Consider the following 26,283-nt stretch of genomic DNA (forward strand, 5'->3'; position numbering starts at 1 on the left):
ATGCGAACTATATTGCTCGCTTATTTTGCGCAGTTTATGACTTGCCGATTGCCTAGACCCTAATTGCGGTGTAGTTATTATCTCCACGTTGAGTTTTTCGGATCGGCAAGATCCGTCGGCTCGACGATCGGACACCGCACCCGGTTCTAGGCGTCACAGGCGGCGATTGCCTACGTTCGTCGGTTCGTTGCGGCTCTGTCTCTCGTTCCGGTTCTTCTTTGCGCTTCGCTTCGACCATTCCCCGTCGATGCGAAGCTATTCGAGGTTTGCATGTCGATCCGAGTCGCCCTTCATCATCACACGCGCTACCACTACGATCGCCCGATTCAGATCATGCCGCAGGTCGTGCGGTTGCGCCCCGCGCCGCATTGCCGCACGCCGATCGTCGGCTACTCGCTAAAGGTCACTCCGGAAAAGCACTTCATCAATTGGCAGCAAGACCCGCACGGCAACTTCCTGGCGCGGCTTGTGTTTCCCGAGAAGTCGGATGTGTTCAGCATCGAAGTCGACCTCTTGGCCGAGCTGACGGTCGTGAACCCGTTCGACTTCTTCTTGGAGCCGAGCGCCGAAAAGATTCCGTTTAAGTACGACGCCAACTCGTCGGAAGATCTGCGACCTTATTTGGTTACCGTTCCGCTCGGCCAAAAGATGGCCCAGTTCTTGGGCACGATCTCGCGCGAAGAAATGCGCACCGTCGACTATCTCGTCTATCTCAATAGCTTGGTCAACAAACGCGTCGAGTACGTCGTGCGTATGGATCCGGGCGTGCAAACTCCCGAAGAAACGCTGACGCTCGGTAAAGGCTCCTGTCGCGATTCCGCTTGGCTGCTCGTGCAAGTGCTGCGCGAGCTCGGTCTCGCCGCCCGTTTTTGCAGCGGCTACCTGATTCAACTCACGGCCGACGTGAAATCGCTCGATGGCCCTTCCGGCACCGAGGTCGACTTCACCGATCTCCACGCCTGGACCGAGGTCTTCTTGCCCGGCGCAGGTTGGATCGGGCTCGACCCAACCTCGGGCCTGTTCGCCGGCGAAGGCCACATCCCGCTCGCGGCGACTCCCGACCCGAGCTCGGCGGCCCCTGTGACCGGCTCCGTCGAGCCGTGCGAGACGACCTTCGACTTCGCCATGACGGTGACGCGCATTCACGAAGACCCGCGCGTCACGAAACCGTATACCGAAGAGCAATGGGCCACGATCGAAAAGCTCGGCCATCAGGTCGATGCCGAGATCGCCGCCAACGATATGCGTCTGACGATGGGGGGCGAGCCGACGTTCGTTTCCATCGACGACGTCGAAGGAGACGAATGGAATACGGCGGCGATGGGCCCGCTCAAGCGCAAGCTCTCCGGCCAGCTCATTCGCCGCCTAGCCGATAAGTTCTCGATCGGCCCGTTGATGCATTACGGCCAAGGAAAATGGTATCCCGGCGAACCGCTTCCGCGCTGGTCGCTCAGTTGCTATTGGCGCAAAGACGGCCAAAAAATCTGGAACGATCTCAGCCTGATCGCGGAAGATGAAGCCGGCTTGAAACATACGGAAGCCGATGCCCAAGCGTTCGTCACGGAGCTCGCCGGCCGGCTCGGCGTCGACGCCGACAACGCGGAAGCCGCTTACGAAGACGCTTGGTATTACATGTGGAAGGAACGCAAACTTCCGAGCAACGTCGATCCGCTCAAGTCGAACTTGGCCGATAAGGTCGAGCGCGATCGATTAGCCAAGGTCTTTACGCAAGGCTTGAATAAGGTCGTCGGCTACGCGCTGCCGCTGGCGCGCAACGCGTTCGGCACCGCGCCGGGCTGGCGTAGCGGATCGTGGTTCCTGCGCGACGAACATATGTATCTCTTGCCGGGCGATTCGCCGATGGGCTATCGCTTGCCGCTCGACTCGTTCCCTTGGGTCGCGCCGAAGGACTTCCCGCATGTACTTCCGTCCGATCCGTTTGCGGATCGGGGACCGCTTCCCGGCCGGCTCGATCTTCCGGGGAGCGAGAATTGGTTGAAGGCTTATAAAAGCGCCGGCCAAAACGGCACCACGAACGGCTACGGCGGCCACGCGCCGTTTCCGCAATCACGTGAGTTTCTTGCCCCCGGCATGACCAACTACGCCTCGACCGTCATTCGCCGCCAGATGAACGGCGACGGCGGCTTGGGCGAGCATGGCGCAGGAGCAGGCAACGTCGCACTCGAAACGCCGCGCCTGGCGGAATCGCGTACGTTGCCGTGGCCGCAGAACGCGACGATTCCCGAGAACGTCGTGCTGCTCGAGCAAGGCAAATCGGCGCAGAGTATCGTGCGTACGGCCCTGTGTGTCGAGCCGCGCAACGGCAAGCTCCACATCTTCATGCCGCCGCTCGAGCACGTCGAAGACTATCTCGACCTCGTGGCGAAGCTCGAACAAACGGCCGAGCATCTCAAGCTGCCGATCGTCATCGAAGGCTACTTGCCGCCGCACGATCATCGCTTGACCTACTTGCGAGTGACCCCTGATCCGGGCGTGATCGAAGTCAACTTGCAACCGGCCGCCAGTTGGGACGAGCTCGTCCGCAACACGACCGTGCTCTATGACGAAGCGCGCCAAACGCGGCTCGGCACCGAGAAGTTCATGCTCGACGGGCGTCACACCGGCACCGGCGGCGGCAATCATATCGTGCTCGGCGGGCCAACCGCGGCCGACAGCCCGATCTTACGACGACCGGATCTGCTCCGCAGCTTGGTCGGCTACTGGAACAACCATCCGTCGTTGTCGTATCTGTTCTCGGGCTTGTTCGTCGGACCGACGAGCCAAGCACCGCGTATGGACGAAGCACGCCATGAGGCGGTCTACGAGCTCGAAACGGCGTTCCAACAACTTCCCGACGCGCCGAACTGTCCGCCTTGGATGACCGACCGGTTGTTCCGGCACTTGCTCATCGACGTGACGGGCAACACGCATCGGGCCGAGTTCTGCATCGACAAGCTCTTCTCGCCCGACTCCAGCACCGGACGGCTCGGGCTCGTCGAACTGCGAGCCTTCGAGATGCCGCCGCACGCCCGAATGAGCCTGACGCAGCAGCTTTTGTTGCGCGGCTTGCTCGCCGAGTTCTGGAAGCGGCCTTACCAAAGCCCGCTCGTTCGCTGGGGAACCGGCCTGCACGACCGCTTCATGCTGCCGCACTTCATCGCCGAAGACTTCGTCGACGTGATCGACGACTTGAAATCGGCGGGCTTCGATTTCCAACAAGATTGGTTCGACGCTCACTTCGAGTTCCGCTTTCCGTTCTGCGGAAAGATCGTGCAGCGCGGCGTCGAAGTCGAAATTCGCCAAGCGATCGAGCCGTGGCATGTGTTGGGCGAAGAGTCGAGCGCGTCGGGCACTTCCCGTTTCGTCGATTCTTCGGTCGAGCGGGTGCAAGTGAAAGTCTCCGGCCTGATCGATCCGCGCCACGCGATCACCTGCAACGGACGACGCGTTCCGCTACATCCGACCGGCAAGCTCGGCGAGTATGTCGCCGGAGTTCGCTATCGTGCGTGGCAGCCGCCGTCGTGTCTGCATCCGACGATCGGCGTTCACGCGCCGCTCACGTTCGACGTCGTCGACACCTGGTCGCAGCGTTCGATCGGCGGCTGCATGTGGCACGTCGCGCATCCCGGCGGCTTGAGCTATACGACTTTTCCGATTAACGCCTATGAAGCGGAGACGCGGCGAACATCGCGGTTCTTCGCGATGGGGCACACGCCCGGAAAAATCACGGTGCCGCCCGATGAGCGCAATAAGGACTACCCGATGACGCTCGATCTTCGTCGCGATCCGGTTCGCGAATTCCCGGTCTGAGCGACGCAGCGCGGAAGCGCGAATTTACTTTCCCCGTGAAAGGGATTCGGCACCCCGCTCGCCGGCGTCGTGGTTTACACTCCGGGTCGTAAAGATTAGATTAGTGGGATGCTCGAAGAAGACGTGCGAGCCTTTCCGGTGCAGGAAGTACCGACGGGAGAGGCGGCCCAACTCGTCTTCGTTCGAACGCCGTTCGAACGATCCGGTTTCGGAGGCGGCGATAGGTTCCGAGGCGGCGATTGGAACTCGAACGACGACACGGTAGGCGGAAGATATGAGCGTTTCGACCGAAGCCGCACCGACGCGGCCTCCGGATGACATTCTCGCCGGATACACTCCGCCGGCCGGTGTCTTCGACGAAATGGTCGACGGCTTCGGGCAGTTGCGCCCTTCTTGGAAGCGCTTCATCTCCGCGCTTGGCGAGTCGGGCAGCGAAGGGATGGTGCGCCAAGCCGACCAAGCCCGACGGTTGCTGCGCGACAACGGCGTCACTTACAACGTCTACGGCGAGTCGCACGATGCCGAACGGCCGTGGGAGCTCGACTGCGTTCCGCTGCTGATTTCCAGCAACGAATGGAATACGCTCGCCGACGGCCTCACGCAACGAGCCACGTTGCTGAACCTAATTTTGATCGACCTTTACGGTCGACAAGATTTGCTGAAGCAAGGCCTGCTCCCGGCGGAGCTCGTGCTCGGGCATCCCGGCTACTTGCTCCCCTGCCGCGACTTGCGCGTGCCGAACGATTGCTATCTTCATCTCTATGCGGCGCATCTCGGCCGCCGCTCCGACGGCAGTTGGCTCGTCCTCGCCGACCGGACGCAAGGGCCTTCCGGCGCCGGCTATGCGCTGGAGAATCGACTGGTCGTCTCGCGTGTGTTGGCGGAAAGCTTTCACGAAGCGCGCGTCCGCAGGCTGGCTTCGTTCTTCAAGACGTTGCGCGAGTCGCTCTTCTCGATCGCCACGCGACACCGCGAAAATCCGCGCGTCGTGCTACTTACGCCGGGGCCATCGAGCTCGGCATACTTCGAAGACGCTTATCTCGCGCGCTACCTCGGCTACACGCTCGTCGAAGGGGGCGACCTCACGGTTCGCGACAACTCCGTGTTTCTCAAGACGCTCGGCGGGCTGCTGCCGGTCGATGTCGTCTTGCGTCGCTTACAAGACAACGATTGCGATCCGTTGGAATTACGCAGCGAATCGATGTCGGGAGTCGCCGGGCTGCTGCAAGCGGCGCGTTCGGGCAACGTCGTCATCGCGAACGCGCTCGGCAGCGGCATGCTTGAAGCTCCCGCGCTCGCCGCGTTTCTACCGGAGCTTTGTCGTCGGGTTCTCGGCGAAGAATTGAAACTCTCCTCGGTGCCAACCTGGTGGTGCGGCCGCGAAGAAGACCGCCGTTACGTGCTCGACAACATGTCGAGGCTGCTGATCAAGCCCGCACTGCTGCACCGCAATCGCAAAACGATCCACGGCGGCCAGCTTTCGCCCTCGGAACGGGAACGCTTAGCCGAACAAATTCGCCGCCGTCCGCATGCCTACGCGGCGCAAGAACTGATCGACCGCTCGTCGGCACCGGTCTGGACGCGCGGTGAGCTCCAGCCGCGGCATGTCGCCCTGCGCACGTTCGTCACCGCGGCCGGCGACCACTACGATGCGATGCCCGGCGGCTTGATTCGAGTCTCGGGCGACTCCAACTTGCTCGGCACCTCGATGTCGGCCGGCCAAGGCAGCAAAGACCTGTGGATCTTGTCGGACGGGCCCGTCACGCCGGTCACGCTGCTCCGCGCTCCCGACGTACCGGTCGACCTGCGCCGCAGCGGCAACGATCTACCGAGCCGCGTTGCCGACAATATGTTTTGGTTGGGCCGGCAAATCGAACGGGCCGAAGGAATCGTGCGGCAATGGCGCAGCGTTATTACGCGCTGGATCAGTGAATCGGAACCGGGCGGGATGTCGGAGATTCCGATCTTCTTCGACGCGCTGCTGGCCGACTGGCACGACGAAGAGCCGGCCCGCGTTACCGCGAGCGATCCCTACCATGTCCGGTTTCAAGAGTTGCTGCGGCTGCTCTACGACGAGTCGCGCGCCGATTCCCTGCGCTCGACGATCCACTCCGTACATCGCTTGGCGTCGATCGTCCGCGATCGGCTCTCGGTCGACAGCTACCGCATTCTCAGCCAGCTGGAACGAGAGATCGGCAGCGGCAGGATTCCCGAGCAAAACACGCTGAACGAAGTGCTCGTGCAGCTCAATCAATTGATCTTCCTCCTCTCCAGCTTCAGCGGGATGGGAATGGAGAGCATGACCCGCGGCCCAAGCTGGCGGTTCCTCGACATGGGCCGGCGCATCGAACGGGCGCAGCATACGGTTCGCCTGCTGAAAGGGACACTCGTTCGCAAACTCGTCGAGCCGGTCCCGGTGATCGAAGCCTTGATGGAAATCGCCGACAGCGCGATGACGTATCGAGCTCGCTACCTAACCTCGATTCAGCTCGCACCGGCGCTCGATCTGGTGATGACCGATGAATCCAATCCCCGTTCGGTGGCGTTTCAACTTGCGGCATTGGCCGACCATGTGAAAGGCTTGCCGCACGACGAAGGGAAGCCGCAATCGACGCGCGAACAGCGTGTTATGCTGGCCGTACAAACGGAGCTGCGCCTCACCGATGTCGAAGCCTTATGCTCCGCCGCCGACAACGATGGAGATCATAGGGAACTAGGCGAGTTGCTCCAACGACTCGAAAAGCATCTCACGGCCTTGGCCGAAGCGATCGCCCACACCTATCTCGTTCACGCCGGGCCGTCGCGGCATCTCGGTCGCATCACCGTCTCCGGCGGGAACTTGCCATGAAATATCGAGTGCGCCATTCCACGACCTACAGCTACGACGACACGGTGCCGATCTGCCAGAACGAGGCGCATCTCAAGCCCCGCTCGTGTGCGAATCAAAAGTGCTTATCAAGCACCCTGACGATCTTGCCCGTGCCGGCGCTGATGGTCGAACGAGCCGACTACTTCGGGAATCACATCTCTTTTTTTTCGATTCAAGAAGGGCATCGGCAACTCTCGATCTCGGCCGATAGCCTGGTCGCGATCGCCGAAATTGCGATGCCGAAGGTGGAAGAAACGGCTCCCTGGGAATCGACGCTCGATTTGGTGCGCGGCACCCTCGACGGTCCGCATTTCGAGGCGCGCCACTTCACGTTCCCCTCGCCGTACATCCCCGACACCGACGACTTAGCCGACTACGCTCGTCCGTCGTTCGCGCCGGGCCGCCGGCAGCTCGAGGTCGTGCTCGACCTCACGCATCGGATCTTCACGGAGTTTAAGTTCGACCCCTCGGCGACTTGCATCAACACGCCGCCGAGTGAAGTGTTGCGCGTCCGTCGCGGCGTGTGCCAAGACTTCGCCCATCTGATGATCGGCTGCTTGCGTGCGTTCGGCCTGCCCGCGCGCTACGTCAGCGGCTATCTCTCGACGATTCCTCCGGCAGGCCGGCAGCGCATGGTCGGAGCCGACGTTTCGCATGCCTGGGTCTCGGTTTACTTTCCGAACATCGGTTGGCTCGACTTCGACCCCACGAACGACCTCATCCCTTCGACCCGGCATATCACGCTCGGCTGGGGCCGCGACTACGGCGACATTTGCCCGATCAAAGGGGTCTTCATCGGCGGCGGCTTGCATGCCATGAAAGTTTCCGTCGACGTCGAGCCGATCTAGGCATTCACGGGCTGAGCATTTTGGGATTGCGCATTCGGTGGTTGCGCATTCGCGGCGGCAGCCACGGCACACGTCGGCTCGTTCGTATCCCCCGCCGTTTGAAACAGCGGATTGTCCGCGCGCCCTTGAATCACCAAACGATGAATGTAGCGCAGCTTTTCCACGACCGGCTTCAAAAACACCTCGGGCACCAGATTCAATAACCCCAAGTTGCGATTGATCTCATTCGCCGCGAGCCCGAACGCTTGGTAGCGCGCGATCATCATATCGAGATCGGCGTTCGTCGGATCGGTAATGCCGCCGAAGCCGACGTGCTCGGCCGTGTCGAGCGTGCTCGTCATGTCGAGATAGGTCGCCCAGGTTTCGGCGAAATCTTCCCAAGGATGCATCGTCGCATAGGCGCTGACAAACGTCTCTTGCCACTTCGGAAGCGGCCCGTTTTTGTAGTATCGCTCCAGCGCGACGTCGTAGGTCGGGTTGTTGTGATCGCCGAACACGGCGATGCACTCCGCTTCTCGCTCTGGCCGGCCCTTGATGAGCGCGTCCCAATAAAAGTGGCCGATCTCGTGGCGAAAATGGCCGATCAAAGTTCGATGGGCTTCGTTCATCACGACGCGCAGCTTTTCGCGCTCGACGTCGTCGGCCTCGCGAATGTTGATCGTAATGCGTCCGGCGTCGTGGCCGGTGTAAACCGTTTCCGATTGTCCAGTGGCTCGCCAGTAGTTTCCTTTAGGAATGATGTCGGCTTTAAAGTCGAAGCGGAGCGCCGGCTCGATGCCGTCGGCCGTGGTTCCATAGGGCAAACCGAGTTCGCTCAAGTCGTAAAACAGTCGGCGCTTCGCGGTTTCGAGCGAATACCATTTCGATTTATTGCCCGGCACCGTGAGGTCGGGAATCGTTTCATTGAACCGGCAGCAATCGCAGAGCGCTCCTGCCGGAGCCCCTTCCAGCGCGACGCAGCGATTGCAAACTTGATGCTCGCCGTAGTTGAAGCACTTGATGAGCGCGATGCCGCACTCCGGACGGCCGCAGCGGATGCCGCCGTCGGGCGTCGCGGCAAGCGGGGCCAACGTGCGACAGCCGGGACAGAACCCCAATTCGCTCGAACACTTCAAGCAGATGTTGTTGTCGAAGTAGATCGTGCCGCCGCAGGTACAAACGTAGTTTCGCATGGCCGTGCTTCGTTGCAAGAAAAGAGGTCGCCGAATCGGTATTCACTCAGTATTCCGGCTTCGCCCTAAAAGGCAACGCCCGGCAAATACCAGGTCGAAGAATGTTCACCGCGGTCGATCGGTAGACATACGAACGAGTCGATTTTCTTGATTTACGACGGCCCTCATGCCAAGAAAAGAGGGATTTGCCTCCAACTTACGAGAAGATCGTGGTTCGACTCGCCGAGCACCGGGCACCTATACTATGCACAAAGTTCTTAAAAATTTTACCGTCCACTTGAGTGCGGGATCTTCTGGCGATGTCAAAGACAACACGATTTTGGATGTTCATCGGCATACTTGCATCGTTGGTGCGAATCTCAAGTGCGGTCGGCCAATCGACCAACGCGGAACCGGCCTTCGACCTCACCGTCGAACAGCGACAATGGATGGAAAACCTTCGGCTTGGGAAAGAGGTCGGGCCGTCGGCGGCAAAGCTGTACTACGCACAAGTAAAACCTGCCTATCCGTTGTTCTACGAGGCTTGGTCTCAGGCCGAACCGGCTCTCAAGATCCAACTTCTAGGGTTCATCGCCAATCGCAGAATGCCCCGTTGGGAAGAAGTTTTGCATGTCGCCGCAGCCGACGATCGACGAGAGTTGCGCGTCGAAGCGCTCCGTTATTTCCAGTACCTCGACGCCGACGCCAAGACCATCGGCCGACTACGAACGACGCTCGGAGACGCCGATCGAGAAGTACGTTGGATGGCCGCCAAGGCCCTCGCACAAATGCCGGCGGCAGTGGTCGAACTGCGCGCGGAGGTGAAGTCGTGGATCGAAAACCCCGACGTTCTTTTACGTCAGCCGTTGCTGGCGAACATCGTGCCGAGCGACAAGGTGCTCGATCATGTCGAGCCTTACTGGCTCGCGGCGTTGGCAAACCCCGACGCAATGACGCGCATGTCGGCGGCGGAAGGCCTGCAGCGGTTGAAGACTTTCGCGCCTGCAAGACTTCGAAACGGAGTCGTCGAACCCAGATCGGAAGAGAGAGGCAAACTCTGCGATTCGCTGCTCAACCTCATGATCAAAGATCTCGGGCACGCCGATGCGGCACTTGCCGGTGCTTCGATGTACGCTCTTGTTGCGCTTGGGAGTCCTGCTCTTGAGCAGCGCATCGTCGAGATGCTTAGCAGCGATGAATTGCCCGCGCGAGCCCGTGCCGCGGAGGTGTTGCGTAAGCGGAAAGCGGCTTTCGACCCGTCCTTGCTTTCACCGGTGTTCGAGCGAGGCGACGAAACGCTGCAACTTTTCGTCTGCGGCACTTTAGGACGTGTGCAAACGGCGGCCTGTGCGCCGGTCGCAGCGAAGGGGCTTGCGAGCAAACACCCCTCCGTGCGACAAGCAATGCTCTACACATTGGAAAACTTGCCGGCGAACGTGAGCGGGCCGATCTTGATTCAAGCTTTGAAACACGAGGACCCGAACGTTCGACGACGAACCGCAACGATCCTGGGACGGCGTCGCGATACCGATGCACTAGCGGCGCTCGATCACGTCGCCGAACTCGATGCCGACGTCACGGTTCGCGATGCCGCACGTCGCGCCGCGGCGATCGTCGGCGGGCGCGACCTCGCCAAGATACTCGTCGATCGTAAGCAACTGCTCGAGCAAACATCCGAGCGACCCGTTCGCAAATTCGATCTCGCCCCAGGAGGCATTCCGATCGATGTCGAGGGGGTGATGCAGATCGATTCGCACAAGCAACTCTTCGTCGATGATTTGATCGTCGCGAGCATCGGCACCGCCGAACGGAAGGCGCATTCGTTCCGGAAAGACCCGCGCAATCCGATCTTCGAGCAAGAGTATCCTTGGGAGCGACAAGGGACGCTGACGTTCGTCAGTTCGGTGCATTACGACATCGAGACGAGGCTCTTCATTGCGTGGTATCACTCGATGCTCGGTGCCCCGGACGCGACGAAAGGAGAGCTTGGTCGAACGCCGCTCATCGCTTATAGCGTCGATGGAATTCATTGGCAGCGGCCTCTCATCGGGCAAAAAGCGTGGGTCGGATCGAAAACGAATAACGTCGTCGGCACGTCGAACAATATCGTGCCGATCCCCGCTGCCAAGGATCCGACTAAGCGTTATGCGTCGTACGTTTTTCATCCGGAAAAGAACGCTCTCGCCGTCGCCTACTCGCCGGATGGCATCGGTGAATGGACCGAGTTCAAAGCGGTTTGCGGCGGCGGGCGCGATGTCGTGACCGCGTGTCGCGACGATCTCGGCGGGGGCTATTTCGCGTTTATGAAATGGCGTTTGGGTCCCTGGTCGCGACGGAGTGCCTGGGCCGCTTGGGGGCCGACGCCCGACGCGATGACGCGCGGGCCGATCAACATCACGGCCGACCTCACCGACGACCAAGGCTCGGCAAACCGAATCGCCGCGGCATTTCCGACTCTCGACTACTTCCAACCAAGCCAATTTCACACCGAGATTTACGAAGTAACTCCGTTCATTTACGAAGGACACTACTTCGGGCTCCCGATGCGTTTCGACGTGAGCGGCCGCGGAGGAGGCAACATCGATGGAATTACCGATGTGATGCTCATCGCTTCGCGCGACAAACAGGGGAAACAAGGGTGGCAAAGACCCGCCGGCTCGGAGAGCGCCCCTTTGCTCGCTCTCGGACGCTGGGGAGAGTGGGACTCAGGCCAAATCTACGGCCCGAACGGCTTGCTCGTGGTCGACGATGAAATCGTGTTTTACTATACGGGCGCCTGCTTCGGACACGAGCCCGAAGGAAGCAAATCGGACGGCGAAGGAAACTCGGCTTACCGCGCAGCGATCGGCCGAGCTACGTTGCGACTAGATGGCTTAGTCTCGCTGCATGCGGACGATACCGAAGCCACGATCGCAACCAAGAAGCTCCGTTTCCTCGGCTCGCGATTGCAAGTGAATGCCGCCTGCGCGCAAGGGACGCTGCTCGTCGAAATGTGCGACGCTGCGGGAGCACCGATTCCCGGGTTTACGTTTGCCGACTGCGATCCTTTCATCGGCGATGCGTTACGCCACGTCGTGAGTTGGCGGGGAAAGTCCGATCTGTCGGGCTGGGCCGGCAAGGCGATGCAAGTGCGCTTCAGGCTTCGCAACGGCGATCTCTATGCGATGCAATTTACGATCAGGTGATCCACGAAATCGAGCACTCTAGCGACTCGGCATCCCCCTCTGTAAGATGGAAGCCCTGCCGAGTTCGTCGTTACACCTCTCTCTTGAATGGGCATGTCGGTTATGGTCGCCGAGTGGTTTATTCTCTCGAACGATCACCCCACCGGACCTTATACGCAAGAGGCGCTGCTCGGATTTATGCAGCAAGGGAACGTCGTGCCGGGGAGTTTCGTCCGCAGGCTCGACGGCCCTTGGATGACCGGCGCGCAAGCCTATGCGCAGATCTCGGCGGCAATGGCGCAGATGGCTGCCGCTCAGCAGCCGGCTCCGACTGCTTATGGAGCTCCGCGGGCACCGTCCAACCAATCGGTAGCGAGCACTTTCGCAGCTCGGAATCGGCAGCGGAAATGGTCGAGCATCTTCAGCATGATCATCTCGGTTTGCTCGATCTTGGTCGGTTGCGCGGGTGCCGTATACATCTACAAGAACTTCGGCAGCCTGCTTATTCGGCCTCCTGCGCAGCAAAAGCCGCAGGAGATCATCGTGATTCAACAGCCGCCGAAGGTCCAAGCGACGGGCACGGCGGAGCCGACCACGGTTCCAAGCGGCACCGTTCCGAGCAGCACAGCTCCGAGCGGCACGGCGCCTGCCGGCGCTCAAAACTAACGCTTCTTCTCCGCTCGGCGTCGAACTCAGCGGCTTTTCTCAAGCAGCATTTCCAGGTAGCTGCGTCGTTCGACTTCTTGAAGCCCAAGCTCGTCTTGCAGAGCCAGAATCTTCCCCTTCGCCAACTCGATCTCGTGAGAGTCGACGACGAGCTCGATTTCCAAGAACGTCCCGACCTCGTCGACCTCGTCCCAGACGATCTCGAATTGCGTCCCATTCCGTTGGAGCTCGGCGGCGCTCCGCCGCTTGACCACTTTCGCCGTCGCCCGAAATCCTAAGGCCAGCAGTAACTCCTCGAACCGCGCCGCCGCTTCACTTCCGCCGACGAGCGGCTGCTCCAACTCACGGCGCGTCTTCACCGTCTTATCGAGCTTCGGGCCCTTATACGTCACGAAGTTCTCTTCGCCGACCGTGCGAATGCGGAGCGCTTCATCGGTCGCGGCGAAATCGCGTGCCGGGTGATTGAAGTAAGCATCGACCTGTCGAAACGGCGTAGCAAACGCCACACCAAGTCCTTCCAGCCGAGCGCGAAGCGCCGCCGGATCAACAACGCGAAACTTCTGTTCGACTTCGAGTTTCATCACTGAGCTCTTTGCTGTCCGCTCTGTGCCAACGGTTTCGGTAGCCGCACCGGCGGAAACTCGCCCGATTCGCCGATGCGCGACGGGTCGTCGCGGGTGACTTGCGTTTCCATGACGTGTTGCCTGCGCACTTTGCGCACAAGAAACCGCAGGCCGGAGCTGCGCACGATGTCGCCGCCGCGTACCGGTCGGCCGACGATGTGGCGAATCAGATCGTTGATGTTCCGCACCTCGGCGGGAACGGCCGTCCGCTCGAACTTCACGCCTGCCGCCTGTTCCAACCGCTCCAGCGGAACTCCGCCGCCGGCGACCCAGCCGGAACCGCTGTAGGCGAAGTGGGTCGGTGCCCGATCGAACTCGTCGAGAATATCGCCTACAAGTTCCTCCATGATGTCTTCGAGCGTGAGCATGCCGACGACGAGCTTCGCTTTGTCGCGCACCAGCGCGATATGCGTATGCTCGCGGATCATCGACTCTAAGCCGGCCGAGAGCGTGAGATCGGCGTCGAGATAGTGCAGCGAGCGCACGATCCCGCGCAGCGACGGCATATCGGGGCTCAGTCTCAGCTCCGAAACGATATCCTTGAAATTCACATAGCCGCAGATGGATTGCCGGTCGCCCGAATGTTCGCAGACGGGAAATCGGGTATGCATGTCGGTATGCGCAATCACGAGGCTCTCGGCCATCGTATGGTCGAGATCGAGCGTGACGATTTCATCGATCCGGACCATCACCTCCGCGATCTTGCGAGCCGACAACCGCGCGGCACCGAGAATGATTTTCTCTTCCTGCTTGCCGATCAAGCGCGAGGTGCGTGCGAGCGCCACCACGGCCCGAAGTTCCTGCATTTCGGCGACTTCGTGCTTGTGCCCATCGAGCAATGGCCGCCAGCGGCGCTCGCTCCAATCGAGCAACATCGAGCTGCTCGCCTCCAAGACCCAAACGGCCGGGTACGTGATCTTCGACATGAGATGCATAGCCGGCGAAAGCTTGATGCGGACCCATTCTTTGTTCTTGAGCGCGAAGACTTTGGGAATCAGCTCTCCGGCGACGATCGTCACGGCGCTGAGCGGGACGACGAAGATCGCCAGCGCGCAAACGTTCGACCAGCGCGCGGACATGCCGAATCGTTCTTGCAGATAGGGCCCGATCGTGTCGTCGACCCCTGCTCCGCCGGTCGCCGCGGCGATCGCTCCGACGAGCGTGATACCGAGTTGAATGACGGCGAGACTCGCCTCCATATTCTCCTTCATGTGGAACGCGGTCTTCGCGCCGGGCCGATTCTCGTCGGCCATCACCTTCAACCGACCGAGGCTGACGCTCGCCAGCGCAATCTCATAAGCGGCGAACACGGCATTGAGCGCCACCATGCACCCGATAATCACCCAGACGCCGATCGTCATGAACTCCCCTTGAACCACCACACGTACGAAACCCGACCGCTCGGCCGTCGCATTCTCTGCCGCAAGGCGCTTCGGAATTGTATCGCACCACGGCCGGATCGGCACCGCCTCTTCTCGCGCAACGAAACCGATCGAAACGGCTGGAACGCTCGGCTTAGTCGCCGGCGATTATTTTCCCGGCTTTCGCATGTCATCGAACCGCCTATGATGACGAAGCCTAGGCGGCCGCGCGCCCTTTACTTCGAGAGCCGATTCGATGACTCCTTCCACACGTCGTACGTTTCTGACGCTCGGTCTTTGGGGCTCGCTCGCCTTGCTCGCAGCCTTAGCGTTCCGGCGCTTGGAACGGCCGCGCTCGGCCCCGCCGATCGATGCGCGACTGGAACAACTCGACGTCGTTCCGCTCGCGAACGGTGCGCGGCCTCTCACACGCGCCGAACTCGAAGGCAAAACCGTGTTGATCAACTTCTGGGGAACGTGGTGCCCGCCGTGTCGTGAAGAGTTTCCTCATCTCGCAGCACTTGAGAAACAATACCGCGGCCGAAACGATTTCCTGCTGCTCAGCATCTCGGCGACCGGCAGAATCCCGGAAGATGTCGATGGGCTCCGTGAAGAAACGGAAGCGTTTCTTCGCGGCGGCAACTATGAACTACCGATCTATGCCGACCCGAGCGGCAACACACGCCGCGGGCTCCGAATGGCCGTCGATTCGAGCATCTATCCCGCGACCGTGCTTATCGACCGCTCAGGACGAGTCGCCGGAGCGTGGGAAGGTTTTCTCGTCTCCGAGTTCGACGAGATCAAGCTGAAGATCGCAGGCTTGCTGCAAGCGAAGTAAACTTGCCGGCGATCGGAAACGGGACGCTCGGCGACCCGCTCGCCGAATGCGTTACAGCCGGCAGTTCTTGATTTGCGTCTCGAGGATCGCGCTGGCGCCGAGAGCTTCGAGCCGTTCCATGATCGGGATCACTTCGTTGCGCTTCACCATCGCGCGCACGGCGCACCACTTCGGGTCTTCCAGCGCGCTGACGGTCGGCGAACTGAAGCCCGGCGTGATCTTCTCCGCGTCGGCGAGCTTGGCCCGCGGCACGTTGTATTCCAGCAAAGAATAGGCCCGCGCGATGACGACCCCTTCGAGCCTGCGGACGACGCGATCGGCCGTTTCCGCATGGCGATTGCGATCGTTTTGCACCAGCACGGTTTGGTATTGGCCGATGTCGGTGAGAATCTTCAAGCGATTGGCGGCGAGCGTGCTCCCCGTTTCCACAAGGTCGACGATCGCGTCGGCGACGCCGAGCGCGATCATCACCTCGACCGAACCGCTCAACGTCACCAGATGGGCCGTCGCGCCGTGCTGCTTAAGATAGGTTTCCGTAACGTGCGGAAAGCTCGTGGCGACTCGTTTGCCGTCGAGATCGGCCGGCTTCGAGATCGCCGAGTCTTCCGGAATGCAGATCGAGAGCTTGCATTGGCCGACGCCGAGATCGAGCCGCGGGTTGAGCTCGACACCGCTCTCGGAGATCAAGTCGCCGCCGGTAACGCCCATGTCGATCGCCCCTTCGGCGCACAGCACGGGAATGTCTTCGGTGCGCAGGAACGTGATGTCGACAGGGAGTTCCTTGCAGCGCGCAAACAGGCTCCGCTCTTGTCGGCGGAAGTTGAGGCCGGCTTCCTTCAAAAGTTCGGCCGCTAGTTCCGCCAAGCGGCCTTTGCTCGGCACGCCGATTCGCAAGCTATCCATCATCGTAATTCTCTGGTTGTTATTCGCTCTGCTTCGGAGGCCGTGCGGCCTTCTCGGCCAATCCGGAAAGGCCGAACCGCCGGCCAAGCTCCGCTTCGAGCTCCGCAAGCGCGACCCCGCGGTGCGCCATCATCACGAACAAGTGGTAGACGAGGTCCGCGCATTCGTAAACGAAATGAGACCGGCCGGCGTCGTCAGGTTCGCCGGCCGCCTCGACGACTTCGGTCGCCTCTTCCGTAATCTTCAAGCCGATCTTCGGCACTCCGGCGGCGAGCAACTTCGAGGTGTACGACGTCGCCGACGGATTCGCCTTGCGATCCTCGATCGTCTGCATCAGTTTTGCCAGCACGTCGGACACGTCGCTCATGCGAGCCTTCGTCTCAAGTTCGGTGGGGATTTCAGCGTACGTCGGGCTTACCAAAGTCGCTCGGCTGCCGCAAAATAGCGGCAGGGAATCTTCCATCTTAGATAGCGGCCGAAAATCGGGCAATCGGCTACGGCCCCCCGTCGCGGGCGATTGAGTGCCCGAGAACGTCGCCGGCCCCCGCGAATTCGCTGCAATCGTTATGTCGCAACCCTTTCCCGCCGCATGTGTTTACCTCTCGGGCCCGACGGCGAGCGGCAAGACCGCGATTGCGCTGGAGCTAGCGAAACTGCTCGACGCGGAAATCGTGGCGATGGATTCGATGACGCTTTATCGCAAGCTCGATATCGGCACCGCCAAGCCGACGCCGGCCGAACGGGAAGCCGCCCCGCATCATCTGCTCGACCTCGTGGAGCCCGACGCGGAGTTCAGCCAAGCGGAGTACGTGGCGGCGGCGAAGAACACGGTCGACGCGATTCTCGCGCGCGGGCGGATACCGCTCTTCGTCGGGGGGACACCGCTCTATTTGAAGACGCTGCTCCGCGGCATGTTCGAAGGCCCGCCCGCCGACTGGGAATTGCGACGGGCCCTGGAAGCGGAAGCGCGCAACGGGCCTCCCGGCCGATTGCACGCAATGCTGCACGAAGTCGATCCGATCGCGGCGGCGAAGCTGCATGCGAACGACGAGCGGCGATTGATTCGGGCCTTGGAAGTATATCGCTCGACCGGCATGCCGATCAGCGCACATCAGAGCCAATTCGAGCAGGTGCGCGAAGAGGCGAGGGGGCGGGTCTTCGTGCTCGATCGGCCGCGCGAGAAGCTCTATGAACGCATCAACGCCCGCGTCGATACGATGCTCGCCGACGGGTTGCTCGACGAAGTGCGAAAGCTCATCGCGGAAGGCCAAGCTTTCGGGCGAACGGCAAGCCAAGCGCTCGGCTATCGTGAAGCGCTCGAATATCTCGCCGGCAACACGACGGAAGCGGCCATGGTCGACGCGATCAAGCAGAACACACGGCGATTCGCCAAGCGACAACTGACCTGGTTTCGCAGCTTGCCGGAATGCCGCAGTATTCCGATGGACGACGAGGCGACGCCGGCCGAGGTTGCTGTGCGGATTTTCGAAATCATCTCGGAGTCGGCCGCGAAACCGCAAGCGAACGACGTGCGCGATTAGTTGGTTTCGGCCGCAGCGCTTCGGCGATAGAATCGGAGCCGTACGCGAGTCCTGCATCATCCGACCACTGACCACTGAACACCGACCACTGCCCCACCCATGCAAACACTTCTCAAAGCGGCTCACGACGAGCAAGGTTGGATCACGGCTATTCGTCGTGAGATTCACCGTTTTCCGGAACTCGGCTACCAAGAGGTGCGCACCAGCGCGCTGATCCGCAGCAAGCTCGACGAGCTGAAGATTCCGTATCGCTATCCGGTCGCGGAGACGGGCATCATCGCTACGCTCGGTCGAGCCGATGGTCCCTGCGTAGCGCTGCGCGCCGATATCGATGCGCTGCCGATCGACGAACAAGCCGACGTAACGTTTCGCAGCGAAGTGCCCGGCAAGATGCACGCTTGCGGACACGATGCCCATGCGGCCATGTTGCTCGGTGCGGCGAAGTTGTTGAAGGCGCGCGAATCAGAATTGCCCGGCACGGTGAAACTCTTCTTCCAACCGGCGGAAGAAGGGGGCGCGGGGGGCCGGCAGATGTGCATCGAGGGGGCCCTGGAGGCGCCGCAAGTGCAGCGCGTGTTCGGCGTCCATGTGTGGCCCTATCTCACGACCGGCACCATCGGCGCGCGCGAGGGAACTTTTCTGGCCTCGGCCGGGTCGCTCGCCATCACCATCACCGGCCGCGGCGGTCATGCAGCGATGCCGAATCTTGCGATCGATCCGGTCACGACTGCCGCGAAGCTCGTGTGCGAATTACAAACCATCGTGGCCCGCGAACTCGATCCGCTGGAACCGGGCGTCATCAGCATCACGACGATTCACGCCGGCGAAGTCTACAACGTGATTCCGACCGAAGTGAAGATGACGGGCACGATCCGCTCACTGACTTCGGCCGGAATGAAGTTCCTGCAACAGCGCGTAACCGAAATGGCCGAGCACGTCGCCGCGGCGAATCGCTGCACGGCTTCGGTCACGTTTCCGGGCCACGACTACCCGCCCACTCGCAACGACGGCGATTGCTGGAACCTGGCGCAAGAGATCGGTCGGGAACTGTTGGGAACGGACAACGTCGTCGAACTTCCGCCGACCATGGGGGGCGAAGACTTCGCATACTACACGGAACAAGTCCCCGGCTGTTTCGTGGGGCTCGGCGTTCGCAACGAACAACAAGGGGCGACTTACAGCGTCCACCATCCACGCTTCAAGCTCGACGAATCGGCCCTTCCGATCGGCTCGGCGCTGCACGCGGCGTTTGCGATCCGCTCGCTAGCGGAATTAAAAGTTCGCGGTTCGTAGTTCGTGGGTTGATTTCGTTCCTAGATTTGCGCTGCTGTCTATTTGCCTTGCTGTCGCGAAAGCCCCGCGTAGTCCCTTTATTCCGATCGCAAGGCTTGGGCCGCTGCCGGCCCTATCGAAGCACCGTCGGGTCGTGCTTTTCTGAGCGAACCCACTTTTCCGTTCGGCTCTCATGTCTTACAATTGCCCGTTCCTGACGGACGGACTCGCGGCTATTCAGGTCGCAGGCACCGTTCCGATGCGTGTCGCGCGCGTAGCTCAGTTGGTTAGAGCGCGGCCCTGATAAGGCCGAGGTCCCAAGTTCGAATCTTGGCGCGCGCATTAGGTAAGGAAGCCGTCTTCGAATGCGTTGCCTGAGGCAAAAAGCCTCAGTGCGACGCTCTTCGCGGCACTCTTCCGCCGACATTTTCGGGGACGTAGCTCAATTGGGAGAGCACTGCCTTTGCAAGGCAGGGGTTAGGGGTTCGACCCCCCTCGTCTCCACTCGACGACGCTCGTTGACAGCACTTGTCAGCGAGCGTTTTTCGTTTGCTCCGTCGACACTTGCGACGTTGCGAGGTGCGGCATTCGGCCCCTTGCCGACAGGTGCCGTTTTGTCAGGCGATGACCACGATTTACTCGTTTCGTCAGCAGTTGGTGCAAACGGCGACGAACGGCAATCATGCGTCCCGGTTGCCTTTATGGCGATTCGATCCGTTTGCGGCCTATCCGATAGCGGAAGCGATGGAAGCGAATCGAGCGCCCCGGCCACGTCAAGCAGTTTCGGATCGGTGTAAACGTTCATCGTCAGATCGATCGACGAATGGCGCATCGCCGCTTGCGCCGTGCGAGGTGCGACACCCGCCTTGCTCAACAGCGTGCCGTAGGTGTGCCGCATAGCATGAACGTCGACCGTGCGGCCCCGCTCGTCTTTCTTGGCGATGCCGGCCGCCTTCAGGTCGCGGTCGAGGATGCGAACCAATCCGGTAGGCACATTGAACAACGGAGTTTCGGCAGGCAATCGCGTCGCTGTTGTCTCTTGCTGACATAACCGCCCGTTAAAGGCTACGGCATCAAGCGTGCCGCGTTTCGACGATTGAGCGGCCTCGGTGTCGAACGGGACCGTCGGCGATTGCGTAGCGGCTTCGTAGGCGTTCGCCTTGTCGCTCACCCATGCCCGCAGGTCGTCGGCCAGATCGGACCGGAGCGGTATGTCGGACCCTTGGCGGTTCTTTTCGTCCGCGGCATGCAGCACGACCAGCGGCGTCGGCCCGTCGAGTTCCAACTGCCCGACAGTCAGCGATGACAACTCCCCTTTACGCAGGCCGGTTAGTACCAGCGTTTTATAGATCAGGGCCCTTTCACGGCCGAGGCGTTCTAGTTCGGCCCGCACCACCGGACGCACGTTAGCAGTTAGTTCTCCCGTTCGTTTGCCGCGGCGTATCGTCATCGCATCCATTAACGGCCGCCGGCCGGCAACTTCGAGTAGGCGCACCAATTCGGCCTCGGTCAGGGAACGTCGTTTGCGGTTCTCTCTCCCCCACGGGTCGGCTTTTGCAATCGCGGCGAACGGGTTCGAGATCATCCGACTTGTCTTCACGCACCAGTTCCCTAGCACAACCAATTCCTTCCTAAATTCGTTGCAATTGCCCGGCGACATACCTTCGGACAGCTGCCGGGTCATCCAGTGATCGAACACCGAACCGCTCAGGTCGGATAATTGCTTGAAACAACATTCGTCTGCAACCCGATTGAGCCGTTGGCGTGCATTGCTTCGGCACATTTCGCTCAGTCCGTTCGGCGCTCGCTTAGTTCGTCGGGCGATAAATGCCTCGACATGCGGCCCTAAGGGTGTCGCCTGATGATCGGCGACGGCATCCTCGGCCGAGGTCATCACGCCCGCCTTAACCAATTCCGCTCGGCGTTCGAGGTCCCAGGCCGCGGCGATCGCATCCGGATCGACACCGCCCGTCGTGCGAAAGACAGTCAGCTCGATCTCGAACAGCCTGCGGCAATCCTCGCATGCGAAGTCGGAAGGTAGTAGAATCCCGACGAAGTGTCGCGCGTGTTGCGGGCCTCGCAGCATCGCCGACACGAAGGCAAGTTCGGCCGAGCGATCGAAGTGCGGCGCGGTTTCAAGGCGGTCGGATTCGGTGAGGGGCACGTCCTCGGGCATCGGGTCATTGTCGTTCGGCATCGAAAATCTCCTTGCGAAATCAATCATTTCGTGGCTCCAAATAACTCATCGTGCGTAGTGGGATGTTGCGAGAACCTGACCGATAGGCAACGGCTCGTTGTCATACGAGTGTGGCTCGGATCTTTGTCGCGAGGCGTCTGCAGATCGTGAACGTCGCGCTGCGTCTTCGTGAGTTTGATTGATGCGACTCGCCGCCTCTGCGGGTTCTTCGCCTTGAGATCCAGCTTCGATTTGAGCCAGCCGATCGGGTTGTTCACGGTCGGATCGGTGAGAGCCTTTTCGCGGGCCGCTAACGCGAACTCCTCGTCATCGTCGGAGCGAACGAGCCCTTTGCGGTAGCCGCGCTCACGCACGATCCATGCCCCGAACAGCGCAGGATCTGCGAGAACCTCGGAGGTCAGGTTTCCTTCCCAAGCTTCATCCAAATCGCCAGAGCAGCCAGAGCCGGTTAGCGCAGCGCGCTTGATGCTCTGGTGATTTGCAGAGCGTATTAGCTCTGGGCTCTGGTGTATTTGTGACATCGCCGTTCCGGCTGATTTTGTCACGGCTTTTTTGTTTCCTAAGTCGTGCCGCACCTCGGGTTTCGTATTCGCGCTTCATTCGGTGATTGATGATTGTGACATTGCCGTCCCGAAATGTGACATCGGCCGCAGCCGTGGCCTGGAGTTCGGTCAGCGCCGCCTCGAGTTCGAGGACCGTGCAGCGGCAAAGACGCGCCAGAATTTCTTTGCTACGCGTAGGCAGACCAGTGCGGCCCTCTTCGAACATCATGCAGAGCGCATCGAAATAGATGCCGCGCGTCGCAGGTGAACACGACGATACGGCGGGGTCTTTCAACCAATCGCCTTGATGGAACTGAGTCCAATGCTCCTTAGCCATTCGACGGCCTGCGAATCTCGCCCGTCGAGTGGACCGTGCGATTACCCTTGTGTAACATCATATTGCCCTTGAATTCGCCCGGTGGTCGGCTGATATCGACCACCGGGCCTAATACTTCGCTGTGCTCAACACCAAATATTCAAGTCGCTTCTACCGGCGTATTGCACGATCTGTTCGCGCCTCTCCTCGACATAGCGAGGGACGTTCCACACGTCGGTGCCGAATGCTGCCATTTGATCGTCGAAGGGGACGTCCCCGTAATGCGCGAGGGTCTCAATGATCTCGGCGCGTGTGTCTTGTTCAGTTGTCATAGGTGTCTTTCGCTGAATCAGGGAAGGAGAATAACGCTCAGTCGGCCGCGAGCTCGGCTCGAGCCCGCGCGAGTCGTAATTGCATCTGCTATGGTGTGGCCGGCTTCGGCGGCACAATCATGCTCAGGTCGACCCCAGGGTTCTGTGCTTAGACGAAGTCGCGCACCCATTGACGCGCGCTCAGCAAGCGATTGCCCAGCCGTTTCGCGCCGCCGACGCCCTTGTGTACCCAGCGGCTCAAGACCGCCGGGGCCGGCGCTTGCCCGTAAGGTTTAAGGAGATCGCGAACGGGCTCGAATTGAACGGCGCCGGCGGTTTCGACCGCCTCTGGCTTGGGTATGACGGCCGAGGGGCTAACCCGCACGCGGCACCTCGCTCCCGACGACGGTTCCGGCTTGCGTAATGAACGCGAGGAAGTCGGCACCGTGCACGAACGTGCGATTGCCGATGCGATAGCTGCGAAAGCCTTTGCGGCGGGCTTCGCGCAGGGATGATTTTGTTAGGCCGGCACGCTTAAGAAACGTGTCGATTAGATAGGCGACGTCGGATCGGATTTCGCCCGTATCGCGGCTGCTCTTCTCGGTCGCTTGCATGGCGGTTCCCTTCGGCGTTTGGACCGCATCGGCTTACCGTGCCGTTGCGTAACGCAGGAACCCTATCAAGACCGTCGCCGTTAGAACAAATCTGCTTTTTTCAAAGTGTCCGGTAAGTGTCCGTAAGGTGCCTCTCAATAATTTCGATACCGCTGCTCTGCCTTCATCGCGGCCGCCGGCTCCTTCGGCGTGGCATCGGGCAATATGTCTTGCGCAACATCAGCAATTTCACGTTTCTGATTTTTCGGTTTGGCGAGTTCTAAGATCAGCTTTCTGGTCATGTCATTGCGAGGCAATTTTTTTGTTGATGCTTTTTTTGTGTCCGATGATCTGTCCGCTGTCCGCATCGCGAAATTGGCTTGCAGCGCTTTCTGAATCGTCTGATCAGCCCCGATGTCCCGATACTTCTTTGCGAACGCGGCCACTCCCCCTGCGTCATCGACGATCTTACGCATCAATTCATCGATACTGTGGAGTCCAGCCGTCGAAAGGCTGGTCTGTTCGAATTCCAGGTATTCTTCCGAAGCAACACCGTCGTTTCGTGAGGCGATTCCCGCGAGCAAGCCTTCCCTTTCACGAAGCACCGTCGTCAATTTGAACGCGAAGCCAGCAATCCGACCATCAGGCTCGACGACGTTGTTGAAGAGGCCAGGCAGTAGACCAGCCGGCGGCGAAGTGACCTTCTTGTGAGGCTGCGTCGTCGCATCGCGATGCACGCCATTTACGGAACGTGTCGCAGGTTCGTCGGCAACCGGTTTCGTACGAGCGGCAGTGCGGGTTTTCTTCGCCATCAGAGCCTCAATCGTAAGTGACGAGCCGACCGATCGGAGCCGCGGCGATTGAGAACCGAAGCTCCGATCAGTCGTTCGGCGAGGATCAGTCGCCTACCCGAATCTGAACGCGCAAATTCAACCAAAAGCGCCGACTTTTTTGATTCAGACGGGGAAATCAGCGTCGTTCCGTGGTGAGTCGGCTTAAAGATGATTCACCCCACCCCTCCCTGACAACGCTTCCATTCGCAACGCAACGAGCTCCGATTTCGTTACAAATTCCGCAGCCGTATCTCCCTAATTTCCACCCGACGTTAGGGGAGGCTATAATCGCATCCCATAGTTAACCCGTGGGGAACGATTGATGGCGGTGGCGCTGGCAACGATCGTTAAGCAACTGGAAGACAGCGGCATCGTTGCGCCCGGCAAATTAGAAAACTTCGTACCGCCGAAGGCGCATCCGACGAGCGTGGAAGAGCTCGTTGCCGAACTCGTCAAGCAACATCATCTGACGAAGTTTCAGGCGGCCCAGGTGACGGGCGGTCGCGCCAAATCACTGATCCTCGGGGGCTACACGATCTTGGACAAGATCGGCGCGGGCGGCATGGGGCAAGTCTTCAAGGCCCAGCATCGGCGGATGGATCGCGTCGTGGCGATCAAGATGCTGCCGCCCACCATGACGAAAGACCCGGCGGCCGTGGCGAGATTCGAGCGCGAAGTGCGCGCGGCGGCTAAGCTCGAACACCCGAATATCGTCACTACCTACGACGCCGATCAGGTCAACGGCGTCCACTTCATGGTGATGCAGTACGTCGAGGGGCAAGACCTCTCGCAACTGGTCAAGCAGAACGGGCCGTTCCCGGTCGCGAAGGCAACGAACTATCTGCTGCAGGCGGCACGGGGCTTGGAATTCGCACACGGCGAAGGAGTCGTGCATCGCGACATCAAGCCCGGCAATTTGTTATTAGACAAAAAGGGGACCGTCAAGATTCTCGATATGGGCTTGGCCCGCATCGAGTCGGCGGCGGGAGTCGAAGCGCAAGCGGAGTTGACCGGCACCGGCGCCGTGATGGGAACCGTCGACTACATGGCCCCGGAACAGGCGCTGAGCACCAAGAACGCCGACGCGCGGGCCGATATTTACAGTCTGGGCTGCACGCTTTACTACTTGCTGGTCGGCCGCCCGGCGTACGAAGGAGAAACGATCACGGCGAAACTCGTGGCGCATCAGGCCCATGCGATTCCGGAACTCCGCAAAGCGTGCAGCGAAGCATCTCCGGAACTCGAAGCGATCTTTCAACAGATGCTAGCCAAGCGGATCGCTGAGCGCTATCAGTCGATGAGTGCATTGATCGCCGATTTGGAACGATTGGGAACGAGTTCGACGACGTCTTCCGACGCCGCGCCTACTGTGAGGCCTGTGAATTCGGAGCCCAGCGGCTTCACGGTCGGGCCGAGCATTCAGATCGCCCCGACGGTACGGAAGACCGCCAACACGGTAAAGATACCGGCGCACGACGGCATGGCTTCAGCAGCCGGGCTCGGGGCACTGCGGTGGAATAAGAAGACGGCGGTGATCATCGGCGGCTGGACTTTGGTCTGTGCGGGCCTGATCGCCGGGCTTGTGCTTTCTTCGCGAAAACCGCCGGAGCCGGAAGTCGTCATTTCCGTGCCGATCGCAAAGACCGCGACTCCCCCGCCGCCGCCGCTCATCGATTACGCCCTCGAGTTCGCCGGATCGGGCTATGCGACGACGCCGATTTTCTTCGATGGCAAGCATCCGATCACCGTCGAAGCGTATGTGACACCGGAGATCACCTCCGGCTCGATCATCGGCGACGGCGAGGGAGACCGCGGCATTTCGTTGCACGTCAACGATTCCGGTTGGCAATTCGCAATCCACTATGGGGGCGCTGTTTCGACTTCGATCAAGCCTCCCCTGGCGATGCGGTCCGTGCATTTGGCGGGCGTATGGGACGGCGCGAAAGCGCAGCTGTTCGTCGACGGCATCCCCCAGCCGGAGGTTCGCTCGTCGACGATTTTCGCGACGGGTATGCCGCTCTTGATCGGGGCGAACCCCGACAACGCGGTCAAGGAACCGCCGCACTTTTTGGGAACTCAGATGCGGTTCCGCGGCATCATCAACGAAGTCCGCATCTCGAAAACGGCTCGCTATCGGAAGCACTTCGAGCCCGAGAAGCGGTTCACGCCCGACGCGGACACGCTGGCTCTCTATCACTTCGATGAGAATCGGGGGATGACGGCGCGCGATGCCTCCGCGAACGGCAACCATGCGACGATCTACGGCGCAAGGTGGGTACGAGCCACCGCGCTGCCGGGAAGCAAATCAGCGACTCCGGCAGTCCCCGAACCGACGGCGTCGGCCCCACCGACCGCCACGCAGGGCTCGTAATTTCATACACTCGATCGCACTTCGGCGGTCTAATACCTGTTCGGCGACAACTTCGACGATGCTCAATTTGCTTT

General features: G+C 60.6%; 20 protein-coding genes, 2 tRNA genes and 1 pseudogene. 11 read left to right on the top strand and 12 right to left on the bottom strand.

All coding sequences use genetic code 11. The features are described 5' to 3' along the window. Positions 1–270 precede the first annotated feature (270 nt). The 3 genes from K8U03_02965 to K8U03_02975 all read left to right on the top strand — a co-directional run bounded on the left by K8U03_02965 (position 271) and on the right by K8U03_02975 (position 7,527). Entirely contained in the window at positions 271–3,810 is a 3,540-nt protein-coding gene (locus tag K8U03_02965) for a transglutaminase family protein (GenBank protein ID MCE9603845.1), read from the top strand. Positions 3,811–4,084: 274 nt separating this feature from the next. Further along, on the top strand, positions 4,085–6,658 hold the full coding sequence (locus K8U03_02970; protein MCE9603846.1) for a circularly permuted type 2 ATP-grasp protein: 2,574 nt from the start codon (positions 4,085–4,087) through the stop codon (positions 6,656–6,658). Then, positions 6,655–7,527, top strand: a complete 873-nt coding sequence (locus tag K8U03_02975; protein MCE9603847.1) for a transglutaminase family protein — start codon at positions 6,655–6,657, stop codon at positions 7,525–7,527. Before K8U03_02970 ends, K8U03_02975 begins: the two co-directional genes overlap by 4 nt. Here K8U03_02975 and K8U03_02980 read toward each other — a convergent pair. Then, entirely contained in the window at positions 7,524–8,699 is a 1,176-nt protein-coding gene (locus K8U03_02980) for a putative zinc-binding peptidase (protein MCE9603848.1), read from the bottom strand. The genes K8U03_02975 and K8U03_02980 overlap by 4 nt on opposite strands. Positions 8,700–8,998: 299 nt before the next feature. Here K8U03_02980 and K8U03_02985 point away from each other — a divergent pair, with 299 nt between their 5' ends. Beyond that, positions 8,999–11,863 carry a HEAT repeat domain-containing protein gene (locus K8U03_02985; protein MCE9603849.1) on the top strand — a complete coding sequence of 955 codons (2,865 nt, stop codon included), beginning with the start codon at positions 8,999–9,001 and terminating at the stop codon, positions 11,861–11,863. 87 nt (positions 11,864–11,950) lie between these two features. Beyond that, positions 11,951–12,508, top strand: a complete 558-nt coding sequence (locus K8U03_02990; GenBank protein ID MCE9603850.1) for a DUF4339 domain-containing protein — start codon at positions 11,951–11,953, stop codon at positions 12,506–12,508. A gap of 26 nt (positions 12,509–12,534) precedes the next feature. On the opposite strand, the gene cyaB is transcribed toward K8U03_02990, so the two are convergent. Beyond that, positions 12,535–13,089, bottom strand: coding sequence for a class IV adenylate cyclase (cyaB, locus tag K8U03_02995; protein MCE9603851.1), 555 nt, complete (start codon positions 13,087–13,089; stop codon positions 12,535–12,537). Next, on the bottom strand, positions 13,089–14,492 hold the full coding sequence (locus K8U03_03000) for a hemolysin family protein (protein ID MCE9603852.1): 1,404 nt from the start codon (positions 14,490–14,492) through the stop codon (positions 13,089–13,091). Before K8U03_03000 ends, cyaB begins: the two co-directional genes overlap by 1 nt. 256 nt (positions 14,493–14,748) lie before the next feature. On the opposite strand from K8U03_03000, the gene K8U03_03005 reads away from it, so the two are divergent. Continuing rightward, entirely contained in the window at positions 14,749–15,330 is a 582-nt protein-coding gene (locus tag K8U03_03005) for a TlpA family protein disulfide reductase (GenBank protein ID MCE9603853.1), read from the top strand. A 51-nt stretch (positions 15,331–15,381) separates the two neighbouring features. On the opposite strand, the gene hisG is transcribed toward K8U03_03005, so the two are convergent. Further along, positions 15,382–16,233: an ATP phosphoribosyltransferase gene (gene hisG / locus K8U03_03010; protein MCE9603854.1), complete on the bottom strand. Its 852-nt coding sequence runs from the start codon at positions 16,231–16,233 to the stop codon at positions 15,382–15,384. A gap of 19 nt (positions 16,234–16,252) precedes the next feature. Further along, positions 16,253–16,600, bottom strand: coding sequence for a phosphoribosyl-ATP diphosphatase (locus tag K8U03_03015; GenBank protein MCE9603855.1), 348 nt, complete (start codon positions 16,598–16,600; stop codon positions 16,253–16,255). A 199-nt stretch (positions 16,601–16,799) separates the two neighbouring features. On the opposite strand from K8U03_03015, the gene miaA reads away from it, so the two are divergent. From miaA to K8U03_03035, 4 genes are all read left to right on the top strand, one after another. Beyond that, positions 16,800–17,774: a tRNA (adenosine(37)-N6)-dimethylallyltransferase MiaA gene (gene miaA / locus K8U03_03020; GenBank protein MCE9603856.1), complete on the top strand. Its 975-nt coding sequence runs from the start codon at positions 16,800–16,802 to the stop codon at positions 17,772–17,774. A gap of 99 nt (positions 17,775–17,873) precedes the next feature. Next, positions 17,874–19,067, top strand: a complete 1,194-nt coding sequence (locus K8U03_03025) for an amidohydrolase (GenBank protein MCE9603857.1) — start codon at positions 17,874–17,876, stop codon at positions 19,065–19,067. A 247-nt stretch (positions 19,068–19,314) separates the two neighbouring features. Next, a tRNA-Ile gene (locus K8U03_03030) sits at positions 19,315–19,388 on the top strand. 89 nt (positions 19,389–19,477) lie between these two features. Then, a tRNA-Ala gene (locus K8U03_03035) sits at positions 19,478–19,550 on the top strand. Positions 19,551–19,911: 361 nt separating this feature from the next. Here the strand turns inward: K8U03_03035 and K8U03_03040 are convergent. From K8U03_03040 to K8U03_03070, 7 genes and pseudogenes are all read right to left on the bottom strand, one after another. Beyond that, positions 19,912–21,270: pseudogene (locus K8U03_03040) on the bottom strand (tyrosine-type recombinase/integrase). Then, a complete protein-coding gene (locus tag K8U03_03045; GenBank protein MCE9603858.1) occupies positions 21,267–21,668 on the bottom strand; it encodes a hypothetical protein in 402 nt (133 codons plus the stop codon). Before K8U03_03045 ends, K8U03_03040 begins: the two are co-directional and overlap by 4 nt. Beyond that, positions 21,661–22,122 carry a YdaU family protein gene (locus K8U03_03050; GenBank protein ID MCE9603859.1) on the bottom strand — a complete coding sequence of 154 codons (462 nt, stop codon included), beginning with the start codon at positions 22,120–22,122 and terminating at the stop codon, positions 21,661–21,663. The genes K8U03_03045 and K8U03_03050 overlap by 8 nt, the downstream gene beginning before the upstream one ends. A 125-nt stretch (positions 22,123–22,247) precedes the next feature. Beyond that, positions 22,248–22,433, bottom strand: a complete 186-nt coding sequence (locus K8U03_03055) for a hypothetical protein (protein ID MCE9603860.1) — start codon at positions 22,431–22,433, stop codon at positions 22,248–22,250. 148 nt (positions 22,434–22,581) lie between these two features. Then, complete coding sequence (locus K8U03_03060) at positions 22,582–22,797, bottom strand: hypothetical protein (GenBank protein ID MCE9603861.1); 216 nt, start codon at positions 22,795–22,797, stop codon at positions 22,582–22,584. After that, positions 22,787–23,026, bottom strand: a complete 240-nt coding sequence (locus K8U03_03065; protein MCE9603862.1) for a hypothetical protein — start codon at positions 23,024–23,026, stop codon at positions 22,787–22,789. The genes K8U03_03060 and K8U03_03065 overlap by 11 nt, the downstream gene beginning before the upstream one ends. A gap of 134 nt (positions 23,027–23,160) precedes the next feature. Beyond that, entirely contained in the window at positions 23,161–23,817 is a 657-nt protein-coding gene (locus K8U03_03070; protein MCE9603863.1) for a hypothetical protein, read from the bottom strand. A 343-nt stretch (positions 23,818–24,160) separates the two neighbouring features. Here K8U03_03070 and K8U03_03075 point away from each other — a divergent pair, with 343 nt between their 5' ends. Beyond that, positions 24,161–26,209 (top strand): protein kinase, encoded by a 2,049-nt coding sequence (locus K8U03_03075; GenBank protein ID MCE9603864.1) that lies wholly within the window; start codon positions 24,161–24,163, stop codon positions 26,207–26,209. Positions 26,210–26,283 lie beyond the last annotated feature (74 nt).

The sequence above is a fragment of the Planctomycetia bacterium genome, assembly GCA_021413845.1.
GTDB lineage: Bacteria > Planctomycetota > Planctomycetia > Pirellulales > PNKZ01 > PNKZ01.